17 protein-coding genes are annotated in these 17,796 nt (G+C 71.4%); 15 read left to right on the forward strand and 2 right to left on the reverse strand.

Annotated elements, in window-relative coordinates:
* Window positions 1–159: 159 nt before the first annotated feature.
* From dop to ABZ914_RS27270, 9 genes are all read left to right on the forward strand, one after another.
* Window positions 160–1,677 (forward strand): depupylase/deamidase Dop, encoded by a 1,518-nt coding sequence (gene dop, locus ABZ914_RS27230; protein WP_500196705.1) that lies wholly within the window; start codon window positions 160–162, stop codon window positions 1,675–1,677.
* 280 nt (window positions 1,678–1,957) lie between these two features.
* A complete protein-coding gene (locus ABZ914_RS27235; RefSeq protein ID WP_067638008.1) occupies window positions 1,958–2,167 on the forward strand; it encodes a ubiquitin-like protein Pup in 210 nt (69 codons plus the stop codon).
* A 428-nt stretch (window positions 2,168–2,595) separates the two neighbouring features.
* A complete protein-coding gene (locus ABZ914_RS27240; protein WP_500196706.1) occupies window positions 2,596–3,411 on the forward strand; it encodes an endonuclease VII domain-containing protein in 816 nt (271 codons plus the stop codon).
* 228 nt (window positions 3,412–3,639) lie between these two features.
* Complete coding sequence (gene prcB, locus ABZ914_RS27245) at window positions 3,640–4,485, forward strand: proteasome subunit beta (protein ID WP_190857182.1); 846 nt, start codon at window positions 3,640–3,642, stop codon at window positions 4,483–4,485.
* A gap of 20 nt (window positions 4,486–4,505) precedes the next feature.
* A complete protein-coding gene (gene prcA / locus ABZ914_RS27250; RefSeq protein ID WP_241755663.1) occupies window positions 4,506–5,291 on the forward strand; it encodes a proteasome subunit alpha in 786 nt (261 codons plus the stop codon).
* 160 nt (window positions 5,292–5,451) lie between these two features.
* Complete coding sequence (pafA, locus tag ABZ914_RS27255; RefSeq protein WP_151592999.1) at window positions 5,452–6,810, forward strand: Pup--protein ligase; 1,359 nt, start codon at window positions 5,452–5,454, stop codon at window positions 6,808–6,810.
* Window positions 6,811–6,986: 176 nt separating this feature from the next.
* Window positions 6,987–7,895, forward strand: coding sequence for an FKBP-type peptidyl-prolyl cis-trans isomerase (locus tag ABZ914_RS27260; protein WP_500196707.1), 909 nt, complete (start codon window positions 6,987–6,989; stop codon window positions 7,893–7,895).
* Between the two features lie 106 nt (window positions 7,896–8,001).
* Window positions 8,002–8,685, forward strand: a complete 684-nt coding sequence (locus ABZ914_RS27265) for a helix-turn-helix transcriptional regulator (protein WP_500196708.1) — start codon at window positions 8,002–8,004, stop codon at window positions 8,683–8,685.
* 32 nt (window positions 8,686–8,717) lie between these two features.
* Entirely contained in the window at window positions 8,718–9,266 is a 549-nt protein-coding gene (locus ABZ914_RS27270; RefSeq protein WP_500196709.1) for a DUF3291 domain-containing protein, read from the forward strand.
* A gap of 24 nt (window positions 9,267–9,290) precedes the next feature.
* Here ABZ914_RS27270 and ABZ914_RS27275 read toward each other — a convergent pair whose 3' ends face one another.
* On the reverse strand, window positions 9,291–10,373 hold the full coding sequence (locus ABZ914_RS27275) for a DUF3866 family protein (RefSeq protein ID WP_190857174.1): 1,083 nt from the start codon (window positions 10,371–10,373) through the stop codon (window positions 9,291–9,293).
* 128 nt (window positions 10,374–10,501) lie between these two features.
* Here ABZ914_RS27275 and ABZ914_RS27280 point away from each other — a divergent pair, with 128 nt between their 5' ends.
* The 6 genes from ABZ914_RS27280 to ABZ914_RS27305 all read left to right on the forward strand — a co-directional run bounded on the left by ABZ914_RS27280 (window position 10,502) and on the right by ABZ914_RS27305 (window position 16,996).
* Window positions 10,502–11,461 carry a WYL domain-containing protein gene (locus ABZ914_RS27280; protein WP_190857172.1) on the forward strand — a complete coding sequence of 320 codons (960 nt, stop codon included), beginning with the start codon at window positions 10,502–10,504 and terminating at the stop codon, window positions 11,459–11,461.
* Between the two features lie 8 nt (window positions 11,462–11,469).
* Window positions 11,470–12,504, forward strand: coding sequence for a helix-turn-helix transcriptional regulator (locus tag ABZ914_RS27285; protein WP_190857170.1), 1,035 nt, complete (start codon window positions 11,470–11,472; stop codon window positions 12,502–12,504).
* A gap of 105 nt (window positions 12,505–12,609) precedes the next feature.
* Window positions 12,610–12,831, forward strand: coding sequence for a hypothetical protein (locus ABZ914_RS27290; RefSeq protein ID WP_347256729.1), 222 nt, complete (start codon window positions 12,610–12,612; stop codon window positions 12,829–12,831).
* 24 nt (window positions 12,832–12,855) lie between these two features.
* The gene (gene tatA, locus ABZ914_RS27295; RefSeq protein ID WP_500196710.1) at window positions 12,856–13,212 is read left to right on the forward strand and encodes a Sec-independent protein translocase subunit TatA; all 357 of its coding nucleotides are present in this window, start codon (window positions 12,856–12,858) and stop codon (window positions 13,210–13,212) included.
* An 88-nt stretch (window positions 13,213–13,300) separates the two neighbouring features.
* Window positions 13,301–14,122: a twin-arginine translocase subunit TatC gene (tatC, locus tag ABZ914_RS27300; protein ID WP_500196713.1), complete on the forward strand. Its 822-nt coding sequence runs from the start codon at window positions 13,301–13,303 to the stop codon at window positions 14,120–14,122.
* Window positions 14,123–14,230: 108 nt separating this feature from the next.
* A complete protein-coding gene (locus tag ABZ914_RS27305) occupies window positions 14,231–16,996 on the forward strand; it encodes a DEAD/DEAH box helicase (RefSeq protein ID WP_500196711.1) in 2,766 nt (921 codons plus the stop codon).
* Between the two features lie 35 nt (window positions 16,997–17,031).
* Here ABZ914_RS27305 and ABZ914_RS27310 read toward each other — a convergent pair.
* On the reverse strand, window positions 17,032–17,796 hold a 765-nt coding region (locus ABZ914_RS27310; RefSeq protein ID WP_500196712.1), incomplete at its 5' end, for a hypothetical protein.

Here is a 17,796-nt window from a genome sequence, read left to right on the forward strand (position 1 = left end):
TGACCCCTAAACCCCCCCCCCCCCACGCCCCCGGGGCGGCCCGCCCCCACCCCGGCGCGCCCGCCGCCTGCCGTTCCACACCCCGCCAACCACCCCGACACGCCCCGGGAAAGACCGGCCCCATGGCTCCACCCTCCCGGCCCCGATAGGCTCGACGATATGAGTGTTCGGCGGGTGATGGGCATCGAGACCGAGTACGGCATCTCCGTACCCGGGCAGCCAGGGGCCAACGCGATGGTGACCTCCAGCCAGGTCGTCAACGCCTACCTCGCGGCATCGGCCGCACGGGCCCGCAGGGCCCGCTGGGACTTCGAAGAGGAGAACCCCCTCCGCGACGCCCGCGGCTTCGACCTCGCCCGCGAGGTCGCCGACCCCACCCAGCTCACCGACGAGGACCTCGGCCTCGCCAACATCATCCTTACCAACGGCGCCCGGCTCTACGTCGACCACGCCCACCCCGAGTACTCCGCGCCCGAATGCACCAACCCCCGGGACGCCGTCATCTGGGACAAGGCCGGCGAACGCGTCATGGCCGACGCCGCCGCCCGCGCCGCCATGGTCCCCGGCACCCACCCCATCCAGCTCTACAAGAACAACACCGACAACAAGGGCGCCTCCTACGGCTGCCATGAGAACTACCTCATGCGCCGCGAGACCCCCTTCGCCGACATCGTCCGGCACCTCACCCCCTTCTTCGTCTCCCGCCAGGTCGTCTGCGGCGCCGGCCGCGTCGGCATCGGCGTCGACGGCCGCGGCGACGGCTTCCAGATCAGCCAGCGCGCCGACTTCTTCGAAGTCGAGGTCGGCCTCGAGACCACCCTCAAGCGCCCCATCATCAACACCCGGGACGAACCCCACGCCGACCCCGAGAAGTACCGGCGCCTGCACGTCATCATCGGCGACGCCAACATGGCCGAGCTGTCGACCTACCTCAAGCTCGGCACCACCTCCCTCGTCCTCGCCATGATCGAGGACGGCTTCCTCACCGTCGACCTGTCCGTCGACATGCCCGTCGCCGCCCTGCGCGCCGTCTCCCACGACCCGTCCTGCAAGCACCTGCTCACCCTCCGCGACGGCCGCAAGATGACCGCCGTCCAGCTCCAGATGGAGTACCTCGAGCAGTCCCGCAAGTACGTCGAGGACCGCTACGGCGCCGACGTCGACGAGATGACCAAGGACGTCCTGGACCGCTGGGAGTCCGTCCTGCACCGCCTCGGCGACGACCCCATGCAGCTGTCCCGCGAGCTCGACTGGGTCGCCAAGCTCGCGCTCCTCGAGGGCTACCGGAGCCGCGACGGCATCGACTGGTCCCACCCCCGCCTCCAGCTCGTCGACCTGCAGTACGCCGACATCCGGCCCGACAAGGGCCTCTACAACCGCCTGGCGTCCCGCGACCGCGTCGAGCACCTCGTCACCGAGGACGAGGTCGAGCACGCCATCGACGACCCGCCCGAGGACACCCGCGCCTACTTCCGCGGCCGCTGCCTGCGGCAGTACGCCGACTCCGTCGCGGCCGCGTCCTGGGACTCGGTCATCTTCGACGTCCCCGGCCGCGAGTCGCTCCAGCGCGTCCCGACCCTGGAGCCGCTCCGCGGCACCAAGCAGCACGTGGGGGCCCTGCTGGACCGCTGCCGCACCGCCGCCGAGCTGGTGGCCACGCTGACCGGCCAGAGCTGAGCGGAGCCCCTCCCAGGGGCTGACACGCGGGCGCCGTCCGGATCTTGGACGGCGCCCGTTGGATAGTGCGACTATCGAGCGGCGTCCCCGTGCTGACCTGCGGTGACGGGCGATGTCGCGGTTTCGTGACCGCTTTGCCTGTTTCACGGGTCTGCGGACGGGCGATAACCGGATCAGGCCCCCGACGCCTAGAGCGATCGGACGAAACGGACCATAAGATCCGCTCGTCTACGAAGATCGGAGATAGGGTCGGGGTACCGGCAAGAAGCGGAGGTACGGAATGGCCACGAAGGACACCGGCGGTCAGAAGCAGACCACCCGGCGCACGGAAGAGGTCGAGGAGACCGAGGCCACGACCACCGAAGACGTCCAGGAGCGGCAGGAGAAGCTCACCGACGACGTCGATTCCATTCTCGACGAAATTGACGAGGTCCTCGAGGAGAACGCCGAGGAATTCGTAAGGGGATTTGTCCAAAAAGGCGGCCAGTGATCCTGGTATGTCCGATTTGGAGAAGAACGATGTGTTCGCCTCCTTCTAAATAACTTCACAGGCAGTAAAGGCGTGGGCGGACTGATAAAGTCCCGCCCATGTCTCATAAAAGGTGCCGTGACTGCGGCAAGACAAAGCCGGCCACGGACTTCTTCAAGCGGGCCGCGTCCGCAGACGGGCTCGCCCTGTACTGCAGGGAGTGCTTCGGTCTGCGGAACGCGGCCTCGAAGCGCAGAAGGCAGGAGCGCCTCGGAAAGGTCATGAAGCCCTACCAGAGGCGTCGCAAGGTGCCGGAGGGGATGAAGTACTGCCCTCGGTGTGAAACGGTCAAGAACGTCGACGAGTTCGGTAATAATCAGTCGCGAAAGTCCGGTCTCTCCGCATACTGCAAGCCATGTCACAATCGCGTGATCGCAGAGCATAAACAGGTGAAATACGGCGGCGAACGCAACTTCCTGCTCAAGCTCCGCTACGGGGTGACCGAGCAGGAGGTGGAGCGGATGGTCGCCGAGCAGGGCGGCGTCTGCGTCATCTGCCTCCGGGCGCCGGCGAAGCACGTCGACCACAGCCACCTCACCGGCCTGGTCCGGCGGATCCTGTGCTTCAAGTGCAACGGCGGGCTTGGCCAGTTCCACGACGACCCGGCCGTGCTGCGCCTAGCGGCCGACTACCTGGAACTGCGCGGCTCGCACGCGCGGCGGATGCGCATCGAGATCGGTGCTCCGGTCTTCGGAGGGCCGGAGCGCGTCCGCTGGGACCCGTTCTGGCGGACGCGCGGGGACAGCCTGCAGTCGGCGCGGCACTACCACCTGCGGCAGAAGTACGGGATCAACGACGAGGACGCCAGGTGGCTCCTGAAGCTGCAGGGCGGGAACTGCGCCATCTGCTGCGACAACCCGGCGGAGCATGTCGACCATGATCATGCCACTGGAGCGGTGCGCGGACTGGCCTGCACCGGGTGCAACAGCGGCATGGGGCAGTTGCGCGACGACCCCATCACCCTTCGCCGGGCTGCGGACTATGTGGAGGGGCGGCTCGTGCGGACGGTTCCCACGGCGGACGGCGGGACGCGGCTCGCGTTGACGGTTCCGGACGTCGATCCCACGACGGTGCCGAAGGGCGGCTGGAAGGAGCTCTGGGAGGAGGACGGCAGGTACCGCAAGGAGACGCTGCCGTTCGACGAGGAGCTCGACATGCCTACGTGGGTCGGGTCGGACGAGGACGGCGCGTTCGTCTACTCCTGATCGCCCCAGGAGTACGGAGCGTGGGGCGACACGCGCGCACGGCCGGGTTGCCGTGCGCGCGCGTTATGTGCGGGTGGACGGGCTTTCGCGGGGAAGGTTCGCCGTGGGCTTACGTGGTGGTGGATCACGCGGCATGCGCCGGGAGAGGGTTGAACAGTAGGGTCGTAGGAGTCTGCGCCGGTGGGGTATGCGAGGGTCACCGGCGCCTGGTGGAGGGAAGGGAGTCGCGTGGCGTCCCACGATTCGCACACCGGACGTCTGCCGGGGCTGTTCACGAGCCCGGATACGTCTTCGTTCACGGAGTTCCTGGGGGTGTACTCGCCGGAGTTGCTGCCGGGTCGGCGCACGGTGCCGGCGTCGCCGGTGGGGGATGAGATCCCGCATGGGACGACGATCGTCGCGGTGAGCTTCCCCGGCGGGGTGGTGATGGCGGGGGACCGGCGGGCGACGGCGGGGAACGTGATCGCGCAGCGGGACATCGAGAAGGTGTTCCGGGCGGACGAGTTCTCGGCGATCGCGATCGCGGGGACGGCCGGGATCGGGATCGAGATGGTCCGGCTGTTCCAGGTGGAGCTGGAGCATTACGAGAAGCGCGAGGGCCGGACGCTGTCGGTGGAGGGCAAGGCGAACCGGCTGGCGACGATGGTGCGGCAGAACCTGGCGATGGCGATGCAGGGGCTGGCGGTGGTGCCGCTGTTCGCGGGCTATGACGAGGAGCGGGACGGGGGGCGGATCTTCTCCTACGATCCGGCGGGCGGCCGGTACGAGGAGCGGGACTTCCACTCGATCGGTTCGGGGTCGGTGTTCGCGCGGGGTGCGCTGAAGAAGCTGTACCGGGCGGATCTGTCGGCGGAGGACGCGGCGCTGGCGTGCGTGCAGGCGCTGTACGACGCGGCCGACGACGATTCGGCGACGGGCGGCCCCGATCTGACGCGTCGGATCTTCCCGGTGGTGGCGTCGGTGACGTCGGAGGGGTACCGCCGGCTGGGTGAGGACGAGGTGGGCGCGTTGGCGCAGGCCGTCGTGGATGGACGTTACGACTCGCCGGGCGGTCCGACCGCCCCGCTGCGATAGAAGGGATCCGACCGGTGTCCATGCCGTTCTATGTGTCGCCCGAACAGCAGATGAAGGACAAGGCGGACTATGCGCGCAAGGGGATCGCGCGTGGCCGCAGTGTCGTGGTGCTGCAGTACGACGACGGCATCCTGTTCGTGGCGGACAATCCGTCGCGTGCGCTGCACAAGATCAGTGAGATCTATGACCGGATCGCGTTCGCGGCGGTGGGGAAGTACAACGAGTTCGAGAATCTGCGGCTGGGCGGGGTCCGGTACGCGGACATCAACGGGTACCAGTACGACCGTCGTGATGTGACGGCGCGGGGTCTGGCGAACGTGTACGCGCAGTCGCTGGGGACGATCTTCACCGAGACGAACAAGCCGTACGAGGTGGAGTTGGTCGTCGCGGAGGTGGGCGAGGACGCGGACACGGACCAGATCTACCGGCTGACGTTCGACGGGTCGGTGGCGGACGAGCACGGTTATGTGGCGATGGGGGGTCAGACGGAGTCGGTCGCGCAGGCGCTGAAGGACGGCTACGAGGAGGGGGCGTCGCTGGAGGTGGCGCTGCGGACGGCGGTGCGGGCTCTGGAGGCGCAGGACTCGGATCGGCGGCTGGAGGCGAAGTCGCTGGAGGTGGCGGTGCTGGACCGGAACCGGGAGCACCGGTTGTTCCGGCGGTTGCCGGCGCGGCGGATCGAGGAGTTGCTGGCGGCGGGTGACGGAGGTTCGGGTTCGGGGTCGCCGGGGGTGTCGTCGGCGGGCAAGGCGGGGCCGTCGGTGGACGATGTGGACGATGTGGTGGAGGACGGCGGGGAGGACTGACGCGCTGTCGGCGGCGCCGGGGGATTGTGGCGCCGGGGTGAGTTTGGCCCGTCGTGGCCGGGTGGTGTGGTGCCGTCCGGCCGCGGCGGGTTTGTTTCGTGGGGGAAACGGTGGGCTTTTGAGACTGCCAAGTCGGGGCCGGGCCGCATAGGGTCTTGGTGTGGACAGGCGCATCTTCGGGCTTGAGAACGAGTACGGCGTCACTTGCACCTTCCGCGGTCAGCGGCGGTTGTCACCGGACGAGGTGGCGCGCTATCTGTTCCGCAGGGTGGTGTCCTGGGGCCGGAGCAGCAACGTGTTCCTGCGCAATGGTGCGCGGCTCTATCTGGATGTGGGGAGCCATCCGGAGTACGCGACGCCGGAGTGCGACAGCGTCGTGGATCTGGTGACGCATGACAAGGCGGGGGAGCGGATCCTGGAGGGTCTGCTGGTGGATGCGGAGCGGCGGTTGCGCGAGGAGGGCATCGCCGGCGACATCTACCTGTTCAAGAACAACACGGATTCGGCGGGGAACTCCTACGGCTGCCACGAGAACTACCTGGTGGGGCGGCATGGGGAGTTCGGGCGGCTCGCGGACGTGCTGATCCCGTACCTGGTGACGCGGCAGATCATCTGTGGTGCGGGGAAGGTGCTGCAGACGCCGCGGGGTGCGGTGTACTGCGTGTCGCAGCGGGCGGAGCACATCTGGGAGGGCGTGTCGTCGGCGACGACGCGGTCGCGTCCGATCATCAACACGCGGGATGAGCCGCATGCGGACGCGGAGCGGTTCCGGCGGCTGCATGTGATCGTCGGTGACTCGAACATGAGCGAGGCGACGATGCTGCTGAAGGTCGGGGCGACCGACCTGGTGCTGCGGATGGTGGAGGCGGGGGTGGTGATGCGTGATCTGACGCTGGAGAACCCGATCCGGGCGATCCGGGAGGTCAGTCACGACATGACGGGTCGGCGGAAGGTGCGGTTGGCGAACGGGCGCGAGGCGAGTTCGCTGGAGATCCAGAAGGAGTACTTCGGGAAGGCGCGGGACTTCGTGGACTCGCGGGGCGGGGACGCGACGGCGAAGCGGGTGCTGGATCTGTGGGAGCGGACGCTGCGGGCGGTGGAGACGGGCGATCTGGATCTGGTGTCGCGGGAGATCGACTGGGTGATGAAGTACAAGCTGATCGAGCGGTACCGGCGGAAGTACGATCTGCCGTTGTCGTCGCCGCGGGTGGCTCAGCTGGATCTGACGTATCACGATGTGCATCGTGATCGGGGGTTGTACTACCTGCTGGAGAAGCGGGGGTCGGTGGAGCGGGTGTCGCGGGATCTGGACATCTTCGAGGCGAAGTCGGTGCCGCCGCAGACGACGCGGGCGCGGCTGCGGGGGGAGTTCATCCGGAAGGCGCAGGAGAAGCGGCGCGATTTCACGGTGGACTGGGTGCATCTGAAGTTGAACGATCAGGCGCAGCGGACGGTGCTGTGCAAGGATCCGTTCCGGTCGGTGGACGAGCGGGTGGACAAGCTGATCGCGGGGATGTGACGGCCGGTTCCGGGGCCGTCGCGGGGGCGGCGGCGCCCGGGGCGGGTGGTGCCGGTGCGACTCGCGTGGTGTGCGCTACCGGCTGGTCACTTGAGGGGTAGGGTGAGCGCGCAGCAGCGCTCATCACCCCTCGAAGGACCCGTATGCGCCGTCGTGTTCTCCGTCGTGTCGTCGCTTTGCCCGCCGTCGCCGTGCTGGCCGTGCCGCTGGTGGCGGGGTGTTCGTCCGGTTCGGACGTGAAGGTGTCGGTGAAGGGCGCGTTCGGGCGTCTGCCGGAGGTGTCGTTCCCGAAGGGCGGTCCGGACGGGTCGCTGGCGGTGAAGACGCTGAAGGAGGGGAAGGGGACGGCGGCCCGCAAGGGTGATCTGGTGATGGCGGACTATGTGGGGTACCGCTGGAACAAGTCGGGGAAGAAGCTGCTGGCGAGCAGTTATGCGGAGGGGCGTCCGGGGTTCTTCTCGACGTGGCAGCTGGTGCCGGGTCTGGTGAAGGCGTTGGAGGGGGCGCGGGCGGGGTCGCGGGTGGTGGCGCGGATTCCGCCGAAGGACGGGTTCGGGGCGGCGGGTGACGCGCGGCATCAGGTGGGGTCGGGGGACACGCTGGTGTACGTGCTGGACGTGCTGGGGGTGTATTCGGGGAAGGCGGGGCCGCATGGGGTGAAGCAGGCGCCGTTGGACGATCCGTCGTTGCCGAGGGTGTCGGACGCGCCGGCGGGGCAGGCGCCGGTGGTGACGGTGCCGAAGGCGGCGGCGCCGAAGAGGCTGCAGGTGCGGACGCTGGTGCGGGGGGATGGGCCGGTGCTGCGGAAGGGGCAGCTGCTGGCGACGCAGTACGCGGGGTATTTCTGGCGTGATGGGCGGGTGTTCAATTCGTCGTGGTCGGCGGGGCATCCGTTCGGTGTGGTGGTGGGGACGGGTCAGGTGATGAAGGGCTGGGATCAGGCGCTGCTGGGGCAGCGGGTGGGGAGCCGGTTGCTGCTGGTGGTGCCGCCGTCGCTGGGGTACGGGGCGAAGGGGTTGGCTCAGTACGGGATCCGGGGGTCGGACACGCTGGTGTTCGTGGTGGATCTGCTGGGCGCGCATTGACGTAGTCGGATGGTCGGTCGGCCGGCCGTCGCCGGGGCGTTGTCGTCGCCGGTGGCGGCCGTCGCGCGTTTCTATGGTCTATCCGCGCTGTTCTTAGAATGGCGGGGTGGAGGACATCGAGGCGGTGGCGCTGCTGCAGGATCCGGTGCGGCGGCGGTTGTACGAGTTCGTGGTGGGCCGGGGCCGCGAGGTGGGGCGGAACGAGGCGGCGGAGGCCGCGGGGGTGGGGCGGACGCTGGCGGCGTTCCATCTGGACAAGTTGGTGGACGGGGGGCTGCTGGAGGCGGGGAGCCGGCGGTTGTCGGGGCGTTCGGGGCCGGGGGCGGGGCGTCCGGCGAAGGTGTACCGGCGGTCGGCGGTGGAGCGCGGGGTGTCGTTGCCCGCGCGGGATTACGGGACGGCGGCGGGTCTGCTGGCGGAGGCGGCGGAGCGGGCGGGGCTGGATCGGGAGGTGCGGGAGGCGGCGCGGCGTGAGGGTGCGGCGCTGGCGGCGGGGGCGCCGTGCGGTGATCTGGACGCGTTGGCGAAGGTGCTGGAGGAGCGCGGTTACGAGCCGGTCCGCGAGGACGCCGAGAGCGCCGAGGCCGGCGACGGCGGTGGGGTGGTGCTGCGGATGCGCAATTGCCCGTTCCACGCGGTGGCGGAGCGGTTCCCGCCGCTGGTGTGCGGGATGAACCTGGCGCTGCTGGAGGGGCTGGTGGAGGGCTCGGAGGGGGTGCGGGTGCGGATGGACGCGCGGCCGGGGTGGTGCTGCGTGGTGGCCGAACCTTCTAAAAACAATGAGGATTGACATAGAAGTGGCGGGCGTGGTGGAGTGACGCCATGACCGCTCATGAGGATCTTCGCGCCGGCTTCCACCTCGCCCAGTTCAACGTGGGCACGCTCCGGTACCCGCTCGACGACCCGCGGACCGCGGACTTCGTGGCGATGCTCGACCCGGTGAACGCGCTCGCCGACGGCGCCCCGGGGTTCGTGTGGCGGCTGGTCGAGGAGGGGCGGCCGGACGCCACGGGGATGCGCCCGGCCGGCGACGACGTGATCATCAACTACTCGGTGTGGGAGTCGCAGGAGGCCCTGTGGGACTTCGTCTACCGCACCGCGCACCTGGAGACGCTGCGGCGTCGCCGCGAGTGGTTCCGGCGCCACGTCGAGGCGCACATGGTGCTGTGGTGGATCCCGGCGGGATACGTCCCGACGGTGGAGGAGGCGCTGGAGCGGCTGGACCTGCTGCGCGCGCAGGGGCCGTCGCCCCGCGCGTTCACGTTCTCGTCGTCGTACACGGCCGAGGAGGCCGCGGCGCACGAGGCCGCTGAGGCGACGGCGGGCGCTGAGGAGAAGGGGTCCGCGGTCACGGAGCCGGCGGTGCTGTGAGGGCGTCCGCCGGCTCCGCGGCGGTCAGCCGAGGAGGGCGGCGGTGTGGCGGCCGGCGGCGGCGGCCGTGAGGAAGTAGGCGAGGTCCTCGTCGAGGCGGCGGCCCATGGTGGACAGGCGGACGCCCCAGTCCTTCTCCGCGGCCCTGAGCGTGTCGTGGAGGCCGTCGACGGGGACGGGGACGAGGGCGTGGCGGTCGCCGAGCGGGGCGGCCTCGGCCGCGACGCGGGCGCCGAACGCGCCGCCGAGTTCCGGGACGGGGACGTCGGCGCGGGCGAGGGCGACGCGGCCGTAGGCGGTGAGGGAGTGGTGGGAGACGCCGATGTGGCGTTCCCGCTTGTCGCCTTCGCTGACCCGCAGGGACGCGACGGGGCGTCCGTCGAGGATGGAGGCGGCGTTGACGGCCTCGCCCGCCGAGACGCCGGAGAAGCCCCATTTCGTGCCGGTGCCGAGGTTGCCGGGGCCCTGGGCGAGGACGACGGCGTCGGCGTCCAGGACCAGCCGGGCCGCGAGGAGGCCGGTGTGGACGGTGACGGCCTCCAGGTCGCCGCCGAACGCCTGCCCCGCGGTGACGGTGGCGGCGAGGGCGCCGGCGTCCTTGAGGCGGGCGATTGACATGGAGAACCAGGACGGCAGCGCGCCGCCGTCCGGCATGAGGTAGACGATCCGGGCGCCGGGGCGCGCGGCGAGCAGGCCGGCGAGGATCGGCGCGAGCGCGGAGTGCAGGTCGGCGACGACGACGGGCATGCCGCCGAGGGAGTCGGCGTCGCGGAGCGTCTCGTGGTGCGGGGAGTCCTGCTCGTCGGCGCCGAGGACGGTGGCCTGCAGGGGCGTGTAGCGGGCCTTGACGAGGTGGCCGGGGCCGGTCGGGTCGGGCGGGAGCCGGTCGGGGACGGCGACGACCATGGCGTAGCCGCCGGTGCCGAGGCCCAGCGCCAAGGCCGTAGTGTTGAGCAGGACGGTGTCGCCGGGTTCGGGGCGTCCGACCAGGTCGGGGTAGGCCAGTGCGCGGTGCGCGCCGTCGTCCCCGATCACGACGTCGAGTTCGACCGCCCCCGGCCATTCGCGGCGGATGCCCTCTACTGTGCCTTTGCGCCATCGGATCACACCGGGAAACGGTAGCGTCCTGGGCGACGGGCGGGGGCGTGATCGGGCCGTCGGCCCGGCCGGGGCCGCCGGAGGTCGCGGAGCGGAGGGGCGGAGCGCGAGGCTCCGCGGAAGGGGTTGGTGGCGAAGTGTCGCGGCGCAAGACCGAGCGCCTGCTGAATCTGGTGGTCTGCCTGCTCGCCACCCGGCGCTATCTGACCGCCGAGCAGATCCGGCGGGCGGTGCCGGGTTACCCGGACTCCGACGAGGCGTTCAAGCGGATGTTCGAGCGCGACAAGGAGGAGTTGCGCGAGCTGGGCGTGCCGCTGGAGGTGGGCAGCGACCAGCAGGGCGGGGGCGGCGAGGAGATCGGGTACCGGATCCCGCCGCAGGCCTACGAGCTGCCCGACATCCATCTGACGCCGGACGAGGCGGCGGTGCTGGGGCTGGCGGCGCGGGTGTGGCAGCGCGCGAGCATGGCGGAGGCCGCCTCCGGCGCCCTGCTGAAGCTGCGGGCGGCCGGGGTGGAGACGGACGTGGCCACGGCGGTGGGGGTGGAGCCGCGGGTGAACACCGGCGATCCGGCGTTCCCGGCGCTGTGGGAGGCGGTCCGCGACGGCCGTCCGGTGGCGTTCGACTACCAGGGGATCGGCCGGACGTCGGTGGCGCGGCGGCACCTGGAGCCGTGGGGCGTGGTGTCGCGGCGGGGCCGCTGGTACGTGGTGGGGTTCGACCGGGACCGCGACGAGGAGCGGGTGTTCCGGCTGAGCCGCATCGTCGGCGAGGTGGCGCCGGACGGCCCGGACGGGTCGGTGACCGTCCCGGACGGGGTGGACGTGCGGAAGATCGCGTTCGACTGGGGTGACCCGGTGACCGAGCCGCGGCCGGCGACGGTGCGGCTGCGGGCCGGCGCGGCGCAGGGGCCGCGGCGGTGGGCGCGGGACGTGCGCCCGGTGGGGGACGGGGAGTGGGACGAGGCCGTCCTGACCTTCCGTGACGTGGAGCGGTTCGCGCCGTATCTGGCGCGGTTCGCCGATGACGTGGTGGTGCTGGATCCGCCGGACCTGCGGGAGGCGGTCATCCAGCAGCTGAAGTCGGTGCTGGGGTGAGCGGGGCGATGAACGCGAGGACGGGCAAGGCGCCGGTGAAGGCGGCGGTGAAGGCCGCGAAGGCGCCGGCGACGACGTCGACGGACCGGCTGGCGCGGCTGCTGGCGCTGGTGCCGTACGTGGTGAACCGGGACTCGGTGCTGCTCGGCGAGGCGGCGGCGGCGTTCGGGGTGACCGAGAAGCAGCTGATCGACGACCTGAACCTGCTGTGGTGCGTGGAGCTGCGCGCGCCGGACCCGTACTGCCCGATCGACCTGTCCTACGAGGGCGGGGAGATCACGGTGGCGGAGGCGGAGTCGATCGCGCGGCCGCTGCGGCTGAAGGTGGACGAGGCGTCGGCGCTGCTGGTGGCGCTGCGGATGCTGGCGGGCATCCCGGACCTGCACGACCGGGACGCGCTGTCGCGGGTGATCGCGAAGCTGGAGTCGGCGGCGGGCGCCGCGGCGGCGGTGTCGAGCAAGGTGGCCGTGGAGGTCGACGCGCGGGGCGGGTCGGCGGACTCGGCGCGCACGGGCCTCGGGACGCTGCGGGACGCGATCGCGCAGGGCCGCCGCGTCCATCTGCGGTACTACGTGCCGGCGCGGGACGAGAACACCGAGCGGGACGTGGACCCGATGCGGCTGCTGGTGGTGGAGGGCAACACCTACCTGGAGGGGTGGTGCCGCCGGGCGGAGGCGGTGCGGCTGTTCAAGCTGGACCGGATCTTCGATCTGACGGTGCTGGACGTGCCGGCGGAGGTGCCCGAGGAGGCGGAGCCGATCGACGTGGACGCCGGGCTGTTCCGGCCGTCGCCGCAGGACGTGGCGGTGACGCTGGAGCTGACGGCGCGCGGCCGGTGGGTGGCCGACTACTACCCGTGCGAGAGCGTGGAGGAGCTCGGGGAGGGGCGGCTGCGGGTGGTGCTGCGCACGCCGGACACGCGGTGGGTGCGGGGCCTGGCGCTGCGTTTGGGCGACCAGGGCCGGGTGGTGTCGCCGGAGGCGCTGGCCGAGGACGTCCGCGACGACGCGTCCCGCGCGCTGGCGCTGTACGGGATGGCGTGACCGTCCGCTCTTCCGCGAGCCTCGGGCCTCGGCGGGTGCGGGGGATGGCGCGCTCGGGCCGTGCCGGTGGGGCGCCGCGCCGGGAGATCGGCTACCGTGGCGGGCGTGTCGTGGGTTGGAGTGTCGGTGTCGCTGGGCTTCGTCGGCCTGGCCGTGCTCGCCTGGTGCGCGTTCCGCGTGTACCTGGGCGTTCGGCGGTTCGGGCGTGAACTGGAGCGCACCAGGCGGCGGCTGGCGCCCAAACAGTCGGCGTTGCGCGATGAACTGTCCGAACTCCAGGACGCACGAGTGCCACAAGCGCCCCAGGACGGCGTACGATCGTCCTGAGGACCCCTGCTGAAGAGGATTGTCATGGCTGGACTGGGTACGCCCGAGATTCTGATCATTCTGGTGGTCGTACTGCTGCTGTTCGGATCGGCGAAGCTCCCCCAGCTCGCCCGGTCGCTGGGCAAGTCGGCGCGGATCCTGAAGGCCGAGACCAAGGGCCTGCACGACGACGGTTCCGAGGACGCCAAGGCCGGTCCGGCCGCCGCCGAGCCGTCGTCGGAGGCGCGGGACAAGGCGGCGCGGCTGCGCGAGGAGGCGGCGCGGCTGGAGCGCGAGGCGGCCGCCGCCGAGGGCGCGCAGCGCAACCGGGGCGCGCTGGCGTCCGGTGAGCCGATCGAGGGCGTGCCGGTGTCGGACCCGGGCCGGATGCGCCAGGGCTGACCAGCCCGACCAGGTCGCACACCCCCAGCCGAACCGAGCCCGAAAGCCCGTCATGAAGCCCAGGCAGAACACCGCGCCCGACGGCCGCATGCCGCTCATGGATCATCTGCGTGAGCTGCGCAACCGGTTGATCAAGGCGATCCTCGGGCTCGTCGCCGGGGGGATCGTGGCGTGGCTGCTGTTCGACCCGATCTGGAAGTTCCTGCAGAAGCCCTACACGCGGATCCCGCAGGAGCACTGCCTGGGCGGCGAGTGCGACCTGGTGGTCCACGGGATCTTCGACGGGTTCTTCGTGCACCTGAAGGTCGCGCTGATCGTCGGCGCGGTGCTGTCGTCGCCGATCTGGCTGTACCAGATCTGGGCGTTCGTGGCGCCGGGGCTGTACAAGCGGGAGCGCCGCTGGACGTACACGTTCATGGGTGCGGCGGTCCCGCTGTTCCTCGCGGGCGCCGCGCTGGCGTACCTGACGATGGACAAGGGCCTGAAGATCTTCATCGGGCTCGCGCCGGGCGACACCAAGGTGCTGGTCGGCATCCAGGACTACCTGGGGTACGCCCAGGCGATGCTGCTGATCTTCGGTCTGACGTTCGAGCTGCCGCTGTTCGTGGTGATGCTGAACCTGGCCGGGGTCCTCACCCACGAGCGGATCCGCAAGTCGCGGCGGCTGATCGTGTTCGGGGTGTTCGTGTTCGCGGCGGTCGCCACGCCCAGCCAGGACCCGTTCACGATGCTGGCGCTGGCGGTGCCGACGGTGGTGCTGTTCGAGATCGCCGAGGTGCTGGCGTTCTTCCACGACCGCCGCAAGGTCCGCAGGCCCGATCCCGACGCGGAGTTGTCCGACGACGAGGCGTCGCCCCTGGACCTGGAGGCGATCGACGCGGAGCTGGAGGGCGGCGGCCGCGCCCGCTGACCGTCTCCCGGCCCTCCGCGGCCCGTTGCGCGTGCGTCTTCGAGGGACGCGTGGGAAAAGGCGTCCCGAATTGGGAAACGGGCCGGTCGAAACCGTAGGCTCGATGTCATGACCTCCCCCGACACCGCGCAGGCCGCGGACAGCCCGGCCGGGCGGTACGCGGCCTACCGCGCGCGCACCGCAGGGAACGGCCCTGCCCTGCTGGACTTCCGCACCCTGTACGACTTCGAGCTGGACGCGTTCCAGATCGAGGCGTGCCGGGCGCTGGAGGGCGGCAGCGGCGTGCTGGTCGCGGCGCCCACCGGTTCCGGCAAGACCGTCGTCGGGGAGTTCGCGGTCCACCTGGCGCTCACCGGCGGCACCAAGTGCTTCTACACCACGCCGATCAAGGCGCTGTCGAACCAGAAGTACGCCGATCTCGTCCGCCGCTACGGTCCGGAGAAGGTGGGGCTGCTCACCGGCGACAACAGCGTCAACGGCGAGGCGCCGATCGTGGTGATGACCACGGAGGTGCTGCGGAACATGCTGTACGCGCAGTCGCCGACCCTGGCGGGGCTGGCGTTCGTGGTGATGGACGAGGTGCACTACCTCGCCGACCGGTTCCGCGGCGCCGTCTGGGAAGAGGTGATCATCCACGTTCCGGACTCGGTGCGGATCGTGGCGCTGTCGGCGACGGTGTCCAACGCCGAGGAGTTCGGCGAGTGGCTGCACGAGGTCCGCGGCGACACCGCGGTGATCGTGGACGAGCACCGGCCCGTCCCGCTGTTCCAGCACATGCTGGTGGGGACGCGGCTGTACGACCTGTTCGTCGACACCGGCAAGGGCAAGGACCGGCAGGCCCGGCTGAACCCGCAGCTGACGCGGATGGCGGTGGAGGAGGTCCGGCGCGCCAAGGTCAACCAGGGGCGCCGCACCGGCCGCCGCCGGGCGCCGCGCCCGCAGCGGTTCCGGCCGCCGGCCCGCCCCGACGTGATCGAGCGGCTGGACCGGGCGGGGCTGCTGCCGGCGATCACGTTCATCTTCAGCCGCGCCGGCTGCGACGCGGCGGTGCTGCAGTGCCTGCACGCGGGGATCCGGCTGACCTCGAAGGAGGAGGCCGAGGAGATCCGCGCGCACGTGGAGCTGCGCACCTCCGACATCTCGCCGGAGGACCTGCGGATCCTCGGCTACGGCGACTTCCTGGAGGCGCTGCAGCGGGGCGTCGCCGCGCACCACGCGGGGATGCTGCCGACGTTCAAGGAGATCGTCGAGGAGCTGTTCACCCGCGGGCTGATCAAGGCGGTGTTCGCGACGGAGACGCTCGCGCTCGGCATCAACATGCCGGCCCGCACCGTGGTGATCGAGAAGCTCGACAAGTGGAACGGCGAGGCGCACGTCGACCTGACGCCGGGGGAGTACACGCAGCTGACGGGCCGGGCCGGGCGCCGCGGCATCGACGTGGAGGGCCACGCCGTGGTGGTGTGGGGCCCGAGCGTGGAGCCGGCGTCGGTCGCGGGCCTCGCCGGCACCCGCACCTACCCGCTGAACTCCAGCTTCCGGCCGTCGTACAACATGGCGGTGAACCTGGTCGGCGCGGTCGGGATCGAGCGGGCCCGGACGCTGCTGGAGGAGTCGTTCGCGCAGTTCCAGGCCGACCGGGCCGTGGTGGGCCTGGCGCGGCAGGTCCGCAAGAACGAGGAGGCGCTGGAGGGGTACGCCAAGGCCGCCGAATGCCATCTCGGCGACTTCATGGAGTACGCGGCGATGCGGCGGCGGCTGTCGGACCGGGAGGCGGAGCTGTCCCGGGAGCGGTCGTCGGCGCGGCGCGCGGAGGCCGCGAAGTCGCTGGAGCACCTGCGGCCCGGCGACGTGATCCTGGTGCCGTCGGGGCGGCGGTCGGGCCTCGCCGTCGTCCTGGACCCGGGCGTGGGGCGCCGCTCCGACGGGCCGGCGCCGCTGGTGCTGACGGTGAACCGGTCGGTGCAGCGGCTGTCCATCCAGGACTTCCCGCGGGCGGTGGAGCCCGTCGACCGGATCCGCATCCCGAAGTCGTTCAGCCCCCGCAACCCGCAGGACCGCCGCGACCTGGCGTCCACGCTGCGCAACAAGGTGCCCGAGGACGTGCGGGAGCGGCGCCGCACCCGCGGTGACGCCGCCGCCGACGACGCCGAGATCACCCGGCTGCGCGCCGACCTGCGCGCCCATCCGGTGCACGGCTGCGACAAGCGCGAGGACCACGCCCGCTGGGCCGAGCGGTACCACCGCCTCGACCGGGAGACCGAGCAGCTGCGGCGCCGCGTCGAGGGCCGCTCCCAGGTGATCGCCCGGACGTTCGACCGGGTCTGCGCCGTCCTGCAGCAGCTCGGCTACCTCGACGGCGACGACGTCACCGCCGAGGGCCGCCGCCTCGGCCGGATCTACAACGAGCTGGACCTGCTGACCGCGGAGAGCCTGCGCGCCGGGCTGTGGGACAAGCTCGACCACGCCGAGCTGGCCGCGTGCGTGTCGGCGCTGGTGTACGAGTCGCGGCAGCCCGACGACGCGGCGCCGCCGCGCACGCCGACGGGCCCGTCGCAGGACGCGCTGGCGGCGATGGTGCGGCTGTGGGGCGAGCTGGAGGCCGTCGAGCGCGACAACCGGGTGTCGTTCCTGCGCGAGCCGGACCTGGGGTTCGCGTGGACGGCGTACCGGTGGGCGAAGGGCGACGAGCTCGACGAGGTGCTGCTGGAGAGCGACCTGACCGCCGGCGACTTCGTCCGCGCGGTCAAGCAGCTGCTGGACCTGCTCGGGCAGGTCGTCGACGCCGCGCCGGAGAACTCGCACCTGCGCAAGACGGCCCGCCGGGCGATGGACGCGATGCGCCGCGGCGTCGTCGCGTACACATCCGTCGGCTGATCGGGGGCGGCTGATCGGGAGCGGCCCCCGGCCGGTCAGGCGTCCTGCTCGGCGGGGAGCGCGAGGTCGGCGGCGACGACGGCGGCGAACGCGCCCCGCGCGATGATCGCGACCCAGAGGACGGGGACGATCGCGGCGAGCGCGACCCAGCCGAGCCCGTCGACCAGCGCCGACGTCAGCACCGCGACGATCGCCGCGCCGCCGCCGACGAACCCGGCGACGAGCGCGGCGCGCAGCGGGCCGGGGCCGTCGGCGCTGGCGTCGGTCAGCCCGAACTGGTGCAGCACGCCCATGATCAGGCCGAGCGCGCCGAGCGCGAGGGCGCCGGTGACGTAGAGGGCGGCGGCGAGGCCGGAGGTGAGGAAGTCCGCGACGTGGCCGGTGATCGCGCCGAGGTCCCGGGTGTTCAGGGACGGCGGGAACGCCCGGTAGTCGGCCCGGTCGGTGGACAGGAACCGCTTCCAGCCGTCGCCGTCCGGGCCGTGCACGACCGCCAGGAACATCAGCAGGTTCGCCAGGATCACCTGGCAGGCCGCCCACCGGATCCGCCCGGCGACCAGGAGGCCGCGGGTGATCAGGAAGCCGGCGGCGGTCAGCGCGGCCTCGCCGGCGGCCAGGGCCGTCAGGGCGCCGTGCGAGAGGTGCGAGGTCTGCTGCAGCGTCGCCCACTGCGGGTGCGTCGCCGTGACGAACAGGCTCGTCGGGACGAAGATCAGCAGGCTGTAGGCCATCGCGAGGGCGAAGTGGCGGCCTCCGGTGGCGCCCTCGACGCGCGGCGCCCGGCCCGGCACCGGCTCGGC

The organism is Spirillospora sp. NPDC046719, assembly GCF_040645715.1.
GTDB lineage: Bacteria > Actinomycetota > Actinomycetes > Streptosporangiales > Streptosporangiaceae > Spirillospora.